We start from the raw sequence: 15,974 nt of genomic DNA on the forward strand, positions 1-15,974 counted from the left end.
TCAGGCCCGCTTGAGGCTGTGGTTCTTCAGCGGCAGGTCGCGGATGCGCTTGCCGGTGGCCGCATAGACCGCGTTGAGCACGGCTGGCGCCGCCACCGCGATGGTCGGCTCGCCGACACCGCCCCAGAAGCCGCCGCTGGCGACGATCACCGTCTCCACCGCCGGCATGTGCTGCATCTGGACCACAGGGTAGGTGCTGAAGTTGTCCTGCTCCATGCGGCCGTCCTTGAGCGTGCATTCGCCGAACAGCGCCGCCGACAGGCCGTAGGCGAACGAGCCCTCGACCTGGGCTTCGATCTGCTGCGGGTTGACCGCATGGCCGCAGTCGGTGGCCGCGACGATGCGGTGCACCTTGAGCTCGCCCTCGGCGTTGACCGAAACTTCGGCACAGGCCGCCACATAGCTGCCAAAGCCCATGGTCTGGGCCAGGCCGCGAAACACCTTCTGGCCGCCCACGTCGGGTGGCGGCGTGCCCCATTTGACGCGCTCGGCCACGGCATTGAGCACGGCCAGGTGCTTGGGATGGCTGGCCATCAGCTTGCGGCGCAGGGCCAGCGGGTCCTGTTTGGTCTCGACCGCGATCTCGTCGATGAAGGACTCCAGGTAGATCGCGTTCTGGTTCAGGTTGACGCCGCGCCAGAAGCCCGGCGGCACCGGCGGGTTGCGCATTGCATGGTCGATCAGCAGGTTGGGAAAGCTGTAGCCAATGGAGGCTTCGGGTCCCGGCGCGTTCAGGCCCTGGAAGACCACCGGATCGCGCCCGCCCTGCAAGGCCTGGGTCGAGATGCCGGCCAGGATGGACTGGCCCGAGATGCGCATGTGCAGGGCCGTGATGTTGCCCTGGGCATCGAGCCCGGCCTGCATGCGGCACTGCGTGACCGGGTGGAAGCGGCCGTGCAGCATGTCTTCTTCGCGGCTCCACAGCAGCTTGACCGGCACGCCGGGCATCTGCTTGGCGATGTCCACCGCCTGGCGCACCCAGTCGTGCACCGCGCCGCGCCGGCCGAAGCCGCCGCCCAGGTGCAGCTTGTAGACCTCGCACTGGGCCGCCGGCAGGCCCGAGGCCTCCGAGGTGGCGGCCAGGGCCGCTTCCCCGTTTTGGGTGGGTGTCCAGACCTCGCAGCGCTGGGGCGTCCAGCGCGCCGTGGCGTTCATGGGCTCCATGGTCGCGTGGTTCTGGTGCGGGTAGGAGTAGAAAGCCTCGATGCGGCGCGGGGCTGAGGCCAGGGCGGCTCTGGCGTCACCGTTCTGGTTGCCGACCACGGCGTCAGTGGCGTCAAAGCCGGCCCGCAGGGTCTTGGCCACGTCGACGCTGGACAGGCCGGCGTTCGGGCCGTTGTCCCATTCGATGGGCAGGGCGTCCAGCGCCGTCTTGGCGCGCCACCAAGTGTCGGCGATGACGGCCACGGCCGAATCGCCGACCCGCACCACCTTCTTGATGCCGGGGCGCTTCTCGATCGCGGCGGCATTGAAGCTTTTGAGCTTGCCGCCAAAGACCGGGCAGTCCTTGATGGCGGCATTGAGCAGGCCGGGCAGCTTGAGGTCGGCGCCATAGACCTGCTTGCCGGTGACCTTCTCGACCGTGTCCAGCCGCGCCATGCGCTTGCCCACCAGCTTCCAGTCTTTCGGGTCCTTGAGCGCCACATCGGTGGGCACGGCCAGCTTGCCGGCGGCATCGGCCACCTGGCCGTAGCGCAGCGTGCGGCCGCTGGGCACATGGGTGATGACGCTGTTGGCGGCGCGGCAGTCCGCCGCCGGCACGCTCCATTGCGTGGCCGCGGCCTGGACCAGCATGGTGCGGGCGGCCGCGCCGCCCTTGCGCACGTAGTCGTGCGACTCGCGGATGCCGCGGCTGCCGCCGGTGGAGAAGTTGCCCCAGGCCCGGTTGCGCGCCAGGTTCTGGCCGGGTGTCGGGTATTCGGTCGTCACCTTGGCCCAGTTGCACTCGAGTTCTTCGGCCACCAACTGGGCCAGACCGGTCAGGCTGCCCTGGCCCATCTCGGAGCGGGCGATGCGGATCACCACGGTGTCGTCGGGCCGCACCACGACCCAGGCATTGATTTCAGGGGCGGCCGCGCCTTGCGCCGCCGCCTCACCGGCCAAGGGGATGTGGAAGGCCACGACCAGCCCGCTGGCAGCGGACGCCTGTAAGAAGCCGCGGCGGCGCAGCGATGCCTGGGCGCTCATGTCGTGCTCCCGTCGGCGTGCTGGATGGCCAGGGCGGCGCTTTTGGTGTTGCCGCCACGGGCCACGACCTTGATGGCGGCGCGGATGCGGTTGTAGGTGCCGCAGCGGCAGATGTTGGTCATCGCCTCGTTGATGTCGGCGTCGCTGGGATTGGGCTTGTCGCGCAGCAGGGCGACGGCCGTCATGATCATGCCGCACTGGCAGTAGCCGCACTGCGGCACGTCCAGCTGGGCCCAGGCCTTTTGCACCGGGTGCGAGCCGTCGGGCGAGAGCCCCTCAATGGTGACGATCTTCTCGGCGGCGCCGACCGTGGACACCGGCCGCACGCAGCTGCGGGTGGGGACGCCGTTGATGTGCACAGTGCAGGCGCCGCAGGCGGCGATGCCGCAGCCGTACTTGGTGCCCGTCAGGCCCAGCTGCTCGCGCAGCACCCACAGCAGGGGCGTGTCCTGCTCCGCCTCGAAATCGCGCACCGCGCCGTTGACGTTGAGTTTCGCCATGCATTGCTCCCGTGGGTGAGAAGACTGGACGCGCGGATATTACGCCGCGCGTTGCGCTCTGACCATGGGAACAACGAGAAGGGCGGCGCGCTGCGCCGGCCGCTCACCTGGTGGCGGCAGTGTCCTGAGAGGCGTTCACGCGCCGGGCGCCGTCGAAGCGGCGCGCCCAGTAGGCCACGCCCATGTCCTCGACGCGGACCTGGGCACCGGGCTTGGGCGAGTGGATGAATTTGCCGTCACCGACATAGATGCCGACATGGCTGAAGGTCTGGCGCATGGTGTTGAAGAACACCAGGTCGCCCGGCTGCAGGTCCTGCTTGTCGATCTTCTGGGTGGCGGCTGCCTGCTCGTTGGCGCGGCGCGGCAGGATCAGGCCCACGGTCTGCTCGTACATGGCGCGCACGAAGCCGCTGCAGTCGAAGCCGGTGTCGGCCGAGCTGCCGCCGCGGCGGTAAGGCACGCCCAGGAAGCCCATCGCATTGAAGACCAGGTCGGAGGCGCTGTCGCGGGCGGCGATGGCGCCGACTTTGACGCTGTTGCCCACCAGTTCCAGCCGGGTCAGCAGGCCTTTTTCCGCCATCAGGCGGCCCAGATCGTCCTCAGCCGTGGCGGGCGCAGCCTGCGCGGTAGCGCAGGTGAGGGTGATGACAAGGCAGAGCCAGCGGGACATGGGGCGCGAGCTTACCCTGTCTGAACCGGAGAAGTCAAGTTAGGTAATTTACCTATGTCTTTGATTTATATAGTAATCATGGCGCATCCTGTAAAGCTGGGCCTGCAGCCGCCAGGTTTTACGGGAAGAATGGGTCTGGTTCAAGCCAAGGAATCCGCGTGAAAAACTTGCTGTTTGCGGCCGCTGTCTGCCTGTCGGCATGGGCCGCGCCTGCCGCCGCCCAGGACTGGAAGGTCCAGGAAGTGGCCGGTGCACTGGAGCATCCCTGGGCCCTGGCTTTCCTGTCCGAGGGCAGGTTCCTGGTGACCGAGCGGCCCGGCCGCATGCGCGTGATCGAAGCCGACGGCAAGCTGGGCCCGCCGCTGGCCGGCCTGCCCCAGGTGGCGGCGGGCGGGCAGGGTGGCCTGCTGGACCTGGTGGCCGATTCGGCCGTTGCCCGCAACAGCACGGTCTATTTCTGCTTCTCCGAACCGGGGGCCGGCGGCAACGGCACGGCCCTGGCCCGGGCCCGGCTGGCGGCCGACCGCAGCCGGCTGGAGGATGTCAAAGTGCTGTTCCGCCAGCAGCCCAAGGTGGCGAGCAGCCTGCATTTCGGTTGCCGCATCGTTGAGGCGGCCGACGGCAGCCTGTTCCTTACCCTGGGCGAGCGCTACAGCCGGATGCAGGACGCGCAAAAGCTGGACAACCACCTGGGCAAGGTCGTGCGGCTGGACAAGGAAGGGGCGCCGGCGCGCGGCAATCCCTTCGAGGGCCGCTCCGGTGCACTGCCGGAAATCTGGAGCCTGGGCCACCGCAACCCGCAGGGCGCAGCGCTGGCGCCCGACGGCAGGTTCTGGATCCATGAGCACGGTCCGCAGGGCGGCGACGAGATCAACCTGTCGCAGGCCGGCCGCAACTACGGCTGGCCCCTGGCCACCTTCGGCGAGAACTATGGCGGCGGCAAGATCGGCGCGGGCCTGAGCGCGCACCCCGGCACGGAGCCACCGCTGCACTACTGGGTGCCGTCGATCGCGCCGTCGGGCATGGCCTTTCTCACCAGCGAGCGTTACGGCCCGGCCATGAAGGGCAACCTGTTCGTGGGTTCCCTCAAGTTTGGCTACCTGGCCCGCATCGAGCTGGCTGGCGCCAAGGTGCTGCGCGAACACAAACTGCTGGAAGGGCAGGGCCGCATCCGCGACGTGCGCCAGGGGCCCGACGGCCTGCTCTATGTGCTGACCGACAGCGACAAGGGCCGGCTGCTGCGCCTGCTGCCGCCCTGAAGGCCGGGCTCAGGGTTTGATCAGGCCCTTGCGCACCGCGTAGAGGGTCAGGCTGGCGATGTCGTTCAGGCGCAGCCGCTCCATGATGCGGGCCCGGTGCACGTCCACCGTCTTGGGCGACAGGCCCAGCTCGAACGCGATCTCCTTGGAAGCGCGGCCCTGGGCGATCAGCTTGAGGATTTCCACTTGGCGGTGGGTCAGCTCGTCGTCCGCCGTGGGCTCGGAGGGCTGCAGCAGGCGCTGGGCGATCGCCGGGCTGAAATAGCTTCCGGTGGCCATCACGCTGCGCACCGCCTGCTCCAGCTCGAAGGGCGGCGCATCCTTCATCAGGTAGCCGCAGGCACCGTTGGCCACTGCGCGCTTGACGAAGTCGACGGTGTCGTACATGGACAACACCAGCAGGTGCACCTTGGGGTGGCTGGCGTGGATCTGGGAGATCGCGGTGATGCCATCCATGCCAGGCATGGAGATGTCGGTCATCACCACGTCGGGCTTGAGGCTGTCGACCAGGGTGATCAGTTCCTTGCCGTCGCGCGCTTCGGCGATCACCTCCACGCCGGCCACGAGGGACAGCAAGGCCTTGATTCCTGAGCGCACGAGATCGTGGTCATCGGCAAGCACCACACGGATGGGCTGTGGTGCGCTGGTGTTTTTCATGGTCTTTCCTTGGACGCCTGAAGCCTATAGCACTGCGCGGATCGCGACTCCGACACCGGGCCGGGTGCGGATGTGAAGACGCCCGCCCGCCAGCTCGGTGCGCTCGATCATGCCGTGCAGTCCCACATTGTGTTCGCTGGTGGGGCCGGACAGCACATCTTGCTTGTCGAAACCGACGCCGTCGTCCACCACCAGCATGCCGATGGCGCCGCCGGGCAGGAAGCGCAGGCGCACCACGACATGTGTAGCCTGGGCGTGCCGCACGATGTTGTTGAGAGCCTCCTGCACCAGCCGGACGGCCACCGAGGCGGTCTCGCCCAGGACGGCGGGCTCCTTGCCGCGCGAGGTGACGGTGTAGGCCAAGCCGGCCGGCTCGCCGATGCGCTGGACGGCTGATTGGACGGCCGCCACCAGGCCCAGCAGGTCCAACTGGGCAGGCCGCAACGAGAACGACAGGGTCTTGAGCTGCTTGACGGCGCCCTGCGCCATCTCCATCGCGGTCTCGGTGTGCAGCTTGGCGGCGTCCTCGCTGGGCGCGCGTTTGGCCGCGTGCAGGTGGATCACCATGCCGGTGAGGGTCTGGCCCAGCTGGTCGTGCAGCTCGCGCGAAATCAGGGTGCGTTCGCGCTCTTGCGCCACCACCAGCTTGGCCGACAGCCGCTTCAGGCGCCGGTAGGCGGCATCGAGCTCCTGGGCCAGCCGTTCCTGTTCGAGCACGCGCCGGCGCTCGGCGATCACCCGCTCGATGATTTGCGGCAGTGTGCCCAGCTTGTCCTTGGTCAGGTAGTCCTTGGCGCCGCAGCGCAGCACGTGGACCGCCGCTTCCTCGCCGATGGCCCGGGTTACCACCACCAGCGGCGTGCTGCAGCGCCGCGCCAGCAGGATCTGCAGGGCTGCATACGGCGAGAAGCGCGGCATGTTGAAGTCGCACAGGATGACGTCGAACTCCTGGCTCTGGGCCAGGGCTTCGGTGAAGCCGCCGGCGTCGTCCACGCGGTGCAGCAGGTACTTGCGCTGCGGATCGGCCCGCTCCAGCGCCAGGGCCATCAGTTCGACGTCGTCCGGGTTGTCCTCCACGCACAGCAGCCTGACGTCGGTGGTTTCGGGGGATGCGTCGTTCGGCATTGTTGAGCAGGCGGTATTGCGGCGAGTTTACCGCGCGGGTTGCGCTTGCAAACCCTGTTGGCGCCGGCCTGCGCGTCCGCCCCAGATACGCCAGCTTAGGAATTTGCCCTAAACCGTCCGCGCCAATCGCCTAAGGGCCCGGTTGCACCCAATGGTTTCATCGTTGCAGACGAAGTTGACCATGCAGGAGAGACCCCAATGACCCCCGTTCCCGGCGCTGCCATCACTGCCCTGCCGGGCGCTCTGCGCCCCCGTGGCTTTGCCCATGGCTGGCTGGACCAGACCGGCTGGCCCGCGCTGGCCATGGCGGCGGCCTTTGCCACCCTGTTTGCCCTGTCCCTGTACATCCTGGGTGGCATGGCCCCGGCTGAATTGCTGGCGCCCGGCGCCCTGGTGTCCAGCCTGCTGGGCCTGCTGGCCCTGAAGTCCGGCGGCGTGGTGCTGCGCCGTTCGCTGGCAGCTTCGCGTGGTCTGCTCGACTCCGCAACCGGCCTGTACAGCCAGTCCGGCTTTGCCCGGGAAAGCGCTGTCCTGCTGGAACGCGCCCGCCGCAGCGGCCGCACGCTGAGCGTGGTGGTCTTCGAATTTGACGACTTGCTGGAAGTCCATAGCATCTACGGCGCCGCGGTCAGCCGCACCCTGCTGGGCCAGGTGGCCCGCCAGCTGGAAGCTGTCGCCGGTGGCTATGGTGTGGCGGCCCGCACCGGCAGGACCCAGTTCAGCCTGGCGCTGCCCGGCCTGAACCGCGACCAGGCGCGCGCCGCGGTGGAAAGCGTGTTCGGCCAGGCCTGCTGCATCGAGTTCGATGCCGACGACGACGAGATCATGCTGGTGCCCGAGGTGCTGGTCGACGCCATGCCGGACGAGGCCGGGTCCGTCACAGCCTTCCAGCAGCAACTGGTCGCCGACCTGGCCCGGCTGCGCGCGGAAGAGCAACGCCGCGTCCTGTACCTGCAGCGCGAGCGCGAGAGCCATTCCCGTCCGATGAGCCTGGCTGCCCATTGAGCACCCACTGAGCGCCGCTGGGCCGCGTCCTGGGGGTCGACTCTCAGGGCTGGAATAATCGGGTCTTCCAAGGAATGCCCGATGCTGCTTGACCCCGACGATTCCCAACTGCTGCTGGTGGACTACCAGAGCGCCCTGATGCCGGCCATCCACGAGTCCGGCGCCGTGCTGGCCAATGCGCTGCGCCTGGCCCGCATGGCCCGCCTGTTCGATATTCCCTCCTGGGGCACCGAGGAGAACCCGCAAGGCCTGGGCGAGACCGTGCCCGAGCTGCGCCCGCTGCTGGACAAGGTGGTGGGCAAGCTGCATTTCAGCGCCTGCGCCGAGGGTCTGGCCGAGCGCCTGCGGCCGCCGGCCCGCCCGGCCCAGGGCGGCAACGCCCGCAGCCTGCCCAAGCACCTGCAAAAGGCCGCGCCAGCGCCTGCCGAGAGCCGCAACACCGTGGTGGTGGCTGGCTGCGAGGCCCATGTCTGCCTGCTGCAGACGGCGTTGGACCTGCTGGACGAGGAGTTCGAGGTTTGGGTCGTCACCGACGCCTGCGGCTCGCGCAGCGAGCGCAACCGCGACGCCGCCTTCGACCGCCTGGCCGGTGCCGGCGCCGAGCTGGTGACCACCGAGATGGTGGCCTTTGAATGGCTGCGTACTGCGGAACACCCGCTGTTCAAGGAGGTCCTCGCGCTGGTCAAATAGCGTGGTCGCCAACCCTGGAGGCCCGAGTGACCTACGCTGAGTTCCACCGCCGCTCCGTCGAGGAGCCGGACGCTTTCTGGGCCGAACAGGCCCGCCTGATCGATTGGCAGCAGGCGCCGCAGTCCATCTGCGACAACAGCCGGCCGCCGTTCACGCGCTGGTTCGCCGGCGGCACCACCAATCTGTGCCACAACGCGGTCGACCGCCACCTGGCCGCGCGCGGCGACCAGCCGGCGCTGATCAGCGTCTCCACCGAAACCGGCGTCGAGAAGGCCTACAGCTTCCGCGAGTTGCATGCCGAGGTGCAGCACACTGCGGCGATGCTGCAGGCGTTGGGCGTGCGCCAGGGCGACCGGGTGCTGTTGTACATGCCCATGGTGGCCGAGGCGGTCTTCACCATGCTGGCTTGTGCGCGCATCGGCGCCATCCATAGCGTGGTGTTCGGCGGCTTTGCCTCGGTCTCGCTGGCGTCCCGCATCGAGGACGCCCAGCCCCGCGTGATCGTCAGCGCCGATGCCGGCTCGCGCGGCGGCAAGGTCCTGGCCTACAAGCCGCTGCTGGACGAGGCGATCCGCTTGTCCAGCCACAAGCCGCAGGCCGTGCTGCTGGCCGACCGCGGCCTGGCGCCCATGGAGCGGGTGGCCGGGCGCGACCACGACTGGGCGGCGCTGCGCCAGGCCCACCTGGACACCGAAGTGGCCTGCGTCTGGCTGGACGCGACGGCCACCAGCTACACCATCTACACCAGCGGCACGACCGGCAAGCCCAAGGGCGTGCAGCGCGACGTCGGCGGCTATGCGGTGGCGCTGGCGGCCAGCATGGAGCACATCTTCCAGGGTGAGGCCGGCGCCACCTTCTTTTGCGCCAGCGACATTGGCTGGGTGGTGGGGCACAGCTACATCGTCTACGGCCCGCTGATCGCCGGCATGGCCACCATCTTGTACGAGGGCCTGCCGGTACGGCCCGACGCCGGCATCTGGTGGAGCCTGGTGGAGAAATACAAGGTGCGCACCATGTTCACCGCCCCGACGGCGGTGCGCGTGCTCAAGAAACAGGATCCGGCCTTCCTCAAGAAGCACGATCTCTCCAGTCTGAAGGCGCTGTTCCTGGCGGGCGAGCCGCTGGACGAGCCGACGGCGCGCTGGATCAGCGAGGCGCTGGGCGTGCCCATCATCGACAACTACTGGCAGACCGAAAGCGGCTGGCCCATCCTGACCATCGCCAATGGCGTCGAGAAGAAGGCCAGCAAGTTCGGCAGCCCCGGCGTGCCCATGGCCGGCTACAAGGTCAAGATCCTGCACGAGAGCACGGGCCAGGAACTGGTCGAGCCCGGCCAGAAGGGCGTGGTGGTGATCGAGGGGCCGACGCCGCCGGGCTTCATGCAGACCGTCTGGCGCGACGATGAGCGCTTCGTCAAGACCTACTGGCAGAGCATCCCCGGCCGGATGGTCTACAACACCTTCGATTGGGGCATCCGCGATGCGGACGGCTACTACTACATCCTGGGCCGCACCGACGACGTCATCAACGTCGCCGGCCACAGGCTGGGCACGCGCGAGATCGAGGAGAGCATTTCCAGCCATGCCAACGTGGCCGAGGTGGCCGTGGTTGGTGTGGCCGATGCGCTCAAGGGCCAGGTGGCCATGGCCTTCGTGGTGGCGCGCGATGCCGCGGCCGTGGCCGACGAGGCCGGCCGCCTGCGGCTGGAAGGCGAGATCATGAAGCTGGTCGACAGCCAGCTGGGCGCCCTGGCGCGGCCGGCGCGGGTGCGTTTTGTGAGCCTGCTGCCCAAAACCCGCAGCGGCAAATTGCTGCGCCGCGCCATCCAGGCCGTGTGCGAGGGCCGCGACGCCGGCGACCTGACCACCATTGAAGACCCTGCGGCGCTGCGCCAGGTCCTCGATTCTTTGGTTGGATAGCCCTCCAGCTCCCGGTTTGATTGGGCTGGATGCTCTCAAAACAAGAGCAGACTGGCGCCCTCAAGCCTGGCTGGACCGTGCCGAAAACAGGGGATGTGCCGGCTTCGGCATGAACACGTGGTCTCTGAGTCCAGCACAGGCCCGCCTGGCGGGCCTGTGCGATCGATGGCACAATTGAGGTCGCAACCCGGCCCCTTCCAGCCACAGTCGCATCCGCCAACCGGTCCAGCCGTGTCGCGGAAGGTTTCTACAACCAGCCAAGGCCTCCTGCAGGGGGGCGGAAAGTAGCGCAGCATGAGTGACAGCACCGTCTACACGGCCTACCAGGGCAATTCGTATCTCTTCGGCGGCAACGCGCCCTATGTCGAGGAGATGTACGAGAACTACCTCGCCAACCCCGGCAGCGTGCCCGACAACTGGCGTGAATACTTCGACGCCTTGCAGAACGTTCCCGCCGCCGACGGCAGCAACGCCAAGGACATCGCCCACCTGCCGGTGATCAATGCCTTTGCCGAGCGCGCCAAGCAGGGCGGCACCCGCGTGGTCCAGGCCACCGGCGCCGATTCCGAAATGGGCCGCAAGCGCACCGCGGTGCAGCAGCTGATCGCCGCCTACCGCAACGTCGGCGCCCGCTGGGCCGACCTGGACCCGCTCAAGCGCGCCGAGCGCGAGAAGATCCCCGAGCTGGACCCGTCCTTCTACGGCTTCTCCGACGCCGACCAGGAAACCATCTTCAACACCAGCAACACCTTCTTCGGCAAGGAGACGATGTCGCTGCGCGAGCTGCTCAACGCGCTGCGCGAAACCTACTGCGGCACCATCGGCGCCGAGTACATGTACATCAGCGACCAGGGCAAGAAGCGCTGGTGGCAGCAAAAGCTCGAATCGATCCGCAGCAAGCCCAACTTCCTGGCCGATCAGAAAAAGCAGATCCTCGACCGCGTCACCGCGGCCGAAGGCCTGGAGCGCTTCCTGCACACCAAGTACGTGGGCCAGAAGCGCTTCTCGCTGGAAGGCGGCGAAAGCTTCATCGCCTCGATGGACGAACTGATCCAGCGTTCCGGCGCCAAGGGCGTGCAGGAGATCGTGATCGGCATGGCCCACCGCGGTCGCCTGAACGTGCTGGTCAACACCATGGGCAAGATGCCCGCCGACCTGTTCGCCGAGTTCGACCACACGGCCAAGGAAGACCTGCCCTCCGGTGACGTCAAGTACCACCAGGGCTTCAGCTCGGACGTGACCACCCCCGGCGGCCCGGTCCACCTGAGCCTGGCCTTCAACCCCTCGCACCTGGAGATCGTCAACCCGGTGGTCGAGGGCTCGGTGCGGGCCCGCATGGACCGCCGCGCCGACCCGCAGGGCAAGCAGGTGCTGCCCGTGCAGGTGCACGGCGACGCTGCCTTCGCCGGCCAGGGCGTGGTGATGGAAACCCTGGCGCTGGCCGAAACCCGCGGCTACTTCACCGGCGGCACGGTCCACATCGTCATCAACAACCAGATCGGCTTCACCACCTCCGATCCGCGCGACGCGCGCTCCACCCTGTACTGCACCGACATCGTCAAGATGATCGAGGCGCCGGTGCTGCACGTCAACGGCGACGATCCCGAGGCAGTGGTGCTGGCCACCCAGATCGCGCTGGACTACCGCATGGAGTTCAGCAAGGACGTGGTGCTGGACATCGTGTGTTTCCGCAAGCTGGGCCACAACGAGCAGGACACGCCGGCGCTGACCCAGCCGCTGATGTACAAGAAGATCGGCACCCATCCGGGCACGCGCAAGCTCTACGCCGACAAGCTGTCGGCCCAGGGCCTGGGTGACACGCTGGGCGAGGACATGGTCAAGGCCTACCGCGCCGCCATGGACGCCGGCAAGCACACGGTCGACCCGGTGCTGACCAACTTCAAGAGCAAGTTCGCGGTCGACTGGAGCCCCTACCTGGGCAAGAAGTGGACCGACGCCGCCGACACCGCCATTCCGACGGCCGAGTGGAAGCGACTGGCCGAGAAGATCACCACCGTACCGGCCGGCTTCACGCCGCACCCGCTGGTCAACAAGGTGCTGCTCGACCGCGCCGCCATGGGCCGCGGCGATGTCAACGTCGACTGGGGCATGGGCGAGCACATGGCTTTCGCCTCCCTGGTGGCCAGCGGCTACCCGGTGCGCCTGTCGGGCGAGGACTGCGGCCGCGGCACCTTCACCCACCGCCACTCGGTGCTGCACGACCAGAACCGCGAGAAGTTCGACGAAGGCACCTACGTGCCGCTGTGCCACGTGGCCGACAACCAGGCGCCTTATGTCGTCATCGACTCCATCCTGTCGGAAGAGGCGGTGCTGGGCTTCGAGTACGGCTACGCCTCGAACGATCCCAACACCCTGGTGATCTGGGAAGCCCAGTTCGGCGACTTCGCCAACGGCGCCCAGGTGGTGATCGACCAGTTCATCGCCTCGGGCGAGGTCAAGTGGGGCCGCGTCAACGGCATCACCCTGATGCTGCCGCACGGCTACGAAGGCCAGGGCCCGGAGCACAGCTCGGCCCGCCTGGAGCGCTTCATGCAGCTGTCGGCCGACACCAACATGCAGGTGGTGCAGCCCACGACGGCCAGCCAGATCTTCCACGTGCTGCGCCGCCAGATGGTGCGCCCGCTGCGCAAGCCGCTGATCATCATGACGCCCAAGTCGCTGCTGCGCAACAAGGACGCCACCTCGCCGCTGTCGGAGTTCACCAGGGGCGGCTTCCAGACCGTCATCCCGGAGAACAAGGACCTCAAGGCCGACAAGGTCAAGCGCATCGTCGTGTGCTCCGGCAAGGTCTATTTCGATCTGGCCAAGAAGCGCGAGGAGAAGGGCTTTGACGACGCAGTCATCCTGCGCGTCGAGCAGCTCTATCCCTTCCCGCACAAGGTGTTCGCCGCCGAGCTCAAGAAGTACCCCAACGCCACCGACATCGTCTGGTGCCAGGACGAGCCGCAGAACCAGGGCGCCTGGTTCTTCGTGCAGCACTACATCCACGAGAACATGCTCGACGGCCAGAAGCTGGGTTACTCCGGCCGTGCCGCCTCGGCCTCGCCGGCGGTGGGCTACTCGCACCTGCACCAGGAGCAGCAAAAGGCTTTGGTCGACGGCGCCTTCGGCAAGCTCAAGGGCTTCGTGCTCACGAAATAAAGCGGGACAACGAGGCCCGGTTGCGCCGGCCTCGTCCTTCGAAAAAAATACTTAGGAACAACAATGGCTATCGTAGAAGTCAAGGTCCCGCAGCTGTCCGAATCCGTCGCCGAAGCGACCATGCTGCAATGGAAGAAAAAGGTCGGTGAGGCCGTCGCCCAGGACGAGATCCTGATCGAGATCGAAACCGACAAGGTGGTGCTGGAAGTGCCGGCCCCCAGCGCCGGCGTGCTCGCCGAGATCCTGGTGGGCGACGGCGGCACCGTGCTGGCCGAGCAGCTCATCGCGCGCATCGACACCGAAGGCAAGGGCGCGGCCGTCGCTGCGCCGGCACCTGCCGCCGCAGCGCCTGCTCCCGCTCCCGCGGCAGCCGCCGCGGCCACGACCGGCTCCAAGGCCGGCGTCGCCATGCCGGCGGCTGCCAAGCTGATGGCCGACAACAACCTGGCCAGTGGTTCGGTGCCCGGCACCGGCAAGGATGGCCGCGTCACCAAGGGCGACGTGCTTGGCGCTGTGGCCGGCGGCGCTCCTAAATCTGTAGCGGCTTCGGTCCCGGTGGCGCGGGCTGCAGCCGTTTCCCTTCCCCAGGTGGCGGCCCCGGGCCGGACCCTGGAACTGGGCGAGCGGCCCGAGCAGCGTGTGCCCATGAGCCGCCTGCGCGCCCGCGTCGCCGAGCGCCTGCTGCAGTCGCAATCGAGCAACGCCATCCTGACCACCTTCAACGAGGTGAACATGGCGCCGGTGATGGAAATGCGCAAGAAGTTCCAGGACGCGTTCACCAAGGAACACGGCGTGAAGATCGGCTTCATGAGCTTCTTCGTCAAGGCCGCGGTCCATGCGCTCAAGAAGTTCCCGGTCATCAACGCCAGCGTGGACGGCAACGACATCGTCTACCACGGCTACTTCGACATCGGCATCGCCGTCGGTTCGCCGCGCGGCCTGGTCGTGCCCATCCTGCGCAACGCGGACCAGATGAGTTTTGCCGAGATCGAAAAGAAGATCGCCGAGTACGGCAAGAAGGCACAGGACGGCAAGCTCGGCATCGAGGAGATGACCGGCGGCACCTTCTCCATCAGCAATGGCGGCACCTTCGGCTCCATGCTGTCGACGCCCATCATCAACCCGCCGCAGTCGGCCATCCTGGGCGTGCATGCCACCAAGGACCGCGCGGTGGTGGAGAACGGCCAGATCGTCATCCGCCCGATGAACTACCTGGCCATGAGCTACGACCACCGCATCATCGACGGCCGCGAAGCCGTGCTGGGCCTGGTGGCGATGAAGGAAGCGCTGGAAGATCCGTCGCGTCTGCTGTTTGATATTTAAACGGACGATAACGCGGCCTGAAGGCCGCGTCCTTGTCCATGATTTTCGGAATCAAAAATCATGAAATCATTTGACGTGATCGTCATCGGCGGCGGTCCTGGCGGCTACATCGCCGCAATCCGCGCGGCCCAGCTGGGCTTCAACACGGCCTGCATCGACGAGTGGAAGAACGACAAGGGCGGCCCGGCCCCGGGCGGGACCTGCACCAACGTTGGCTGTATTCCGTCCAAGGCGCTGCTGCAGTCCTCGGAGCACTACGAACATGCCGGCAAGCACTTTGCCGAGCACGGCATCGAAGTCAAGGGCCTGGGCCTGGACCTGGGCAAGATGCTTGCGCGCAAGAACACCGTCGTCAAACAGAACAACGACGGCATCCTCTTCCTGTTCAAGAAGAACAAGGTCACGTTCTTCCACGGCCGTGGCTCCTTCGTGAAGGCGGCCGAGGGCGGCTACGAGATCAAGGCCGGCGAGGAAAGCATCACCGGCAAGCACATCATTTTGGCCACCGGCTCCAATGCCCGTGCGCTGCCGGGCGCGCCGTTCGACGAGGAGACCATCCTGTCCAACGACGGCGCCCTGCGCATCCAGGGCGTGCCCAAGAAGCTGGCCTTGATCGGCTCGGGCGTGATCGGCCTGGAGATGGGTTCGGTCTGGCGCCGCCTGGGCGCGGAAGTCACCGTGCTCGAAGCCCTGCCCACGTTCCTGGGCGCGGTCGACGAGCAGATCGCCAAGGAGGCCAAGAAGGCTTTCGACAAGCAGGGCCTGAAGATCGAGCTGGGCGTCAAGGTCGGCGAGATCAAGAGCGGCAAGAAGGGCGTGTCGATTGCCTGGACCAACGCCAAGGGTGAGGCCCAGACCCTGGACGCCGACAAGCTGATCATCTCGATCGGTCGCGTGCCCAACACCATCGGTCTGAACGCCGAGGCCGTGGGCCTGAAGCTCGACGAGCGCGGCGCCATCGCGGTGGATGCCGAGTGCAAGACCAGCCTGCCCAACGTCTGGGCGGTGGGTGACGTGGTGCGCGGCCCCATGCTGGCGCACAAGGCGGAGGAAGAGGGCGTGGCGGTGGCCGAGCGCATCGCCGGCCAGCACGGCCACGTCAACTTCAACACCATCCCCTGGGTGATCTACACCAGCCCCGAGATCGCCTGGGTCGGCCAGACCGAGCAGCAGCTCAAGGCCGCCGGCGTGAAGTACAAGGCCGGCACCTTCCCCTTCATGGCCAACGGCCGCGCGCGCGCGCTGGGCGACACCACCGGCATGGTCAAGTTCCTGGCCGACGCCACCACCGACGAGATCCTGGGCGTGCACATGGTGGGCCCGCAGGTCAGCGAGCTGATTTCCGAAGCCGTCGTGGCCATGGAGTTCAAGGCCAGCAGCGAGGACATCGCCCGCATCTGCCATGCCCACCCGTCGCTGTCCGAGGCGACCAAGGAAGCGGCCCTGGCCGTCGACAAGCGCACACTGAACTTCTAGT

12 protein-coding genes are annotated in these 15,974 nt (G+C 67.4%); 7 read left to right on the forward strand and 5 right to left on the reverse strand.

Annotated features, from left to right (window positions below):
• From Q0632_RS16495 to Q0632_RS16505, 3 genes are all read right to left on the reverse strand, one after another.
• Complete coding sequence (locus tag Q0632_RS16495) at positions 1-2,187, reverse strand: molybdopterin cofactor-binding domain-containing protein (RefSeq protein ID WP_298932164.1); 2,187 nt, start codon at positions 2,185-2,187, stop codon at positions 1-3.
• Positions 2,184-2,687 (reverse strand): (2Fe-2S)-binding protein, encoded by a 504-nt coding sequence (locus tag Q0632_RS16500; protein WP_298932166.1) that lies wholly within the window; start codon positions 2,685-2,687, stop codon positions 2,184-2,186. Before Q0632_RS16500 ends, Q0632_RS16495 begins: the two co-directional genes overlap by 4 nt.
• 103 nt (positions 2,688-2,790) lie before the next feature.
• A complete protein-coding gene (locus tag Q0632_RS16505; RefSeq protein ID WP_298932169.1) occupies positions 2,791-3,357 on the reverse strand; it encodes a C40 family peptidase in 567 nt (188 codons plus the stop codon).
• 242 nt (positions 3,358-3,599) lie between these two features.
• On the opposite strand from Q0632_RS16505, the gene Q0632_RS16510 reads away from it, so the two are divergent.
• Positions 3,600-4,616, forward strand: a complete 1,017-nt coding sequence (locus Q0632_RS16510; protein ID WP_298932235.1) for a PQQ-dependent sugar dehydrogenase — start codon at positions 3,600-3,602, stop codon at positions 4,614-4,616.
• Between the two features lie 9 nt (positions 4,617-4,625).
• On the opposite strand, the gene Q0632_RS16515 is transcribed toward Q0632_RS16510, so the two are convergent.
• Positions 4,626-5,273, reverse strand: coding sequence for a response regulator transcription factor (locus Q0632_RS16515; protein WP_298932172.1), 648 nt, complete (start codon positions 5,271-5,273; stop codon positions 4,626-4,628).
• Between the two features lie 24 nt (positions 5,274-5,297).
• Positions 5,298-6,398, reverse strand: coding sequence for a histidine kinase (locus tag Q0632_RS16520; RefSeq protein WP_298932176.1), 1,101 nt, complete (start codon positions 6,396-6,398; stop codon positions 5,298-5,300).
• A 198-nt stretch (positions 6,399-6,596) separates the two neighbouring features.
• Here Q0632_RS16520 and Q0632_RS16525 point away from each other — a divergent pair, with 198 nt between their 5' ends.
• The 6 genes from Q0632_RS16525 to lpdA all read left to right on the forward strand — a co-directional run bounded on the left by Q0632_RS16525 (position 6,597) and on the right by lpdA (position 15,973).
• Positions 6,597-7,403 (forward strand): diguanylate cyclase, encoded by an 807-nt coding sequence (locus Q0632_RS16525; RefSeq protein ID WP_298932179.1) that lies wholly within the window; start codon positions 6,597-6,599, stop codon positions 7,401-7,403.
• 81 nt (positions 7,404-7,484) lie between these two features.
• Positions 7,485-8,093, forward strand: a complete 609-nt coding sequence (locus tag Q0632_RS16530; protein WP_298932181.1) for an isochorismatase family protein — start codon at positions 7,485-7,487, stop codon at positions 8,091-8,093.
• Positions 8,094-8,119: 26 nt separating this feature from the next.
• A complete protein-coding gene (locus Q0632_RS16535; protein ID WP_298932183.1) occupies positions 8,120-10,012 on the forward strand; it encodes a propionate--CoA ligase in 1,893 nt (630 codons plus the stop codon).
• A gap of 294 nt (positions 10,013-10,306) precedes the next feature.
• The gene (locus Q0632_RS16540) at positions 10,307-13,174 is read left to right on the forward strand and encodes a 2-oxoglutarate dehydrogenase E1 component (RefSeq protein ID WP_298932185.1); all 2,868 of its coding nucleotides are present in this window, start codon (positions 10,307-10,309) and stop codon (positions 13,172-13,174) included.
• Between the two features lie 63 nt (positions 13,175-13,237).
• Complete coding sequence (odhB, locus tag Q0632_RS16545) at positions 13,238-14,497, forward strand: 2-oxoglutarate dehydrogenase complex dihydrolipoyllysine-residue succinyltransferase (protein ID WP_298932187.1); 1,260 nt, start codon at positions 13,238-13,240, stop codon at positions 14,495-14,497.
• Between the two features lie 57 nt (positions 14,498-14,554).
• Positions 14,555-15,973 (forward strand): dihydrolipoyl dehydrogenase, encoded by a 1,419-nt coding sequence (lpdA, locus tag Q0632_RS16550; RefSeq protein WP_298932237.1) that lies wholly within the window; start codon positions 14,555-14,557, stop codon positions 15,971-15,973.
• Position 15,974 lies beyond the last annotated feature (1 nt).

The organism is uncultured Ramlibacter sp., assembly GCF_936925435.1.
Classification (GTDB): Bacteria; Pseudomonadota; Gammaproteobacteria; order Burkholderiales; family Burkholderiaceae_C; genus Ramlibacter.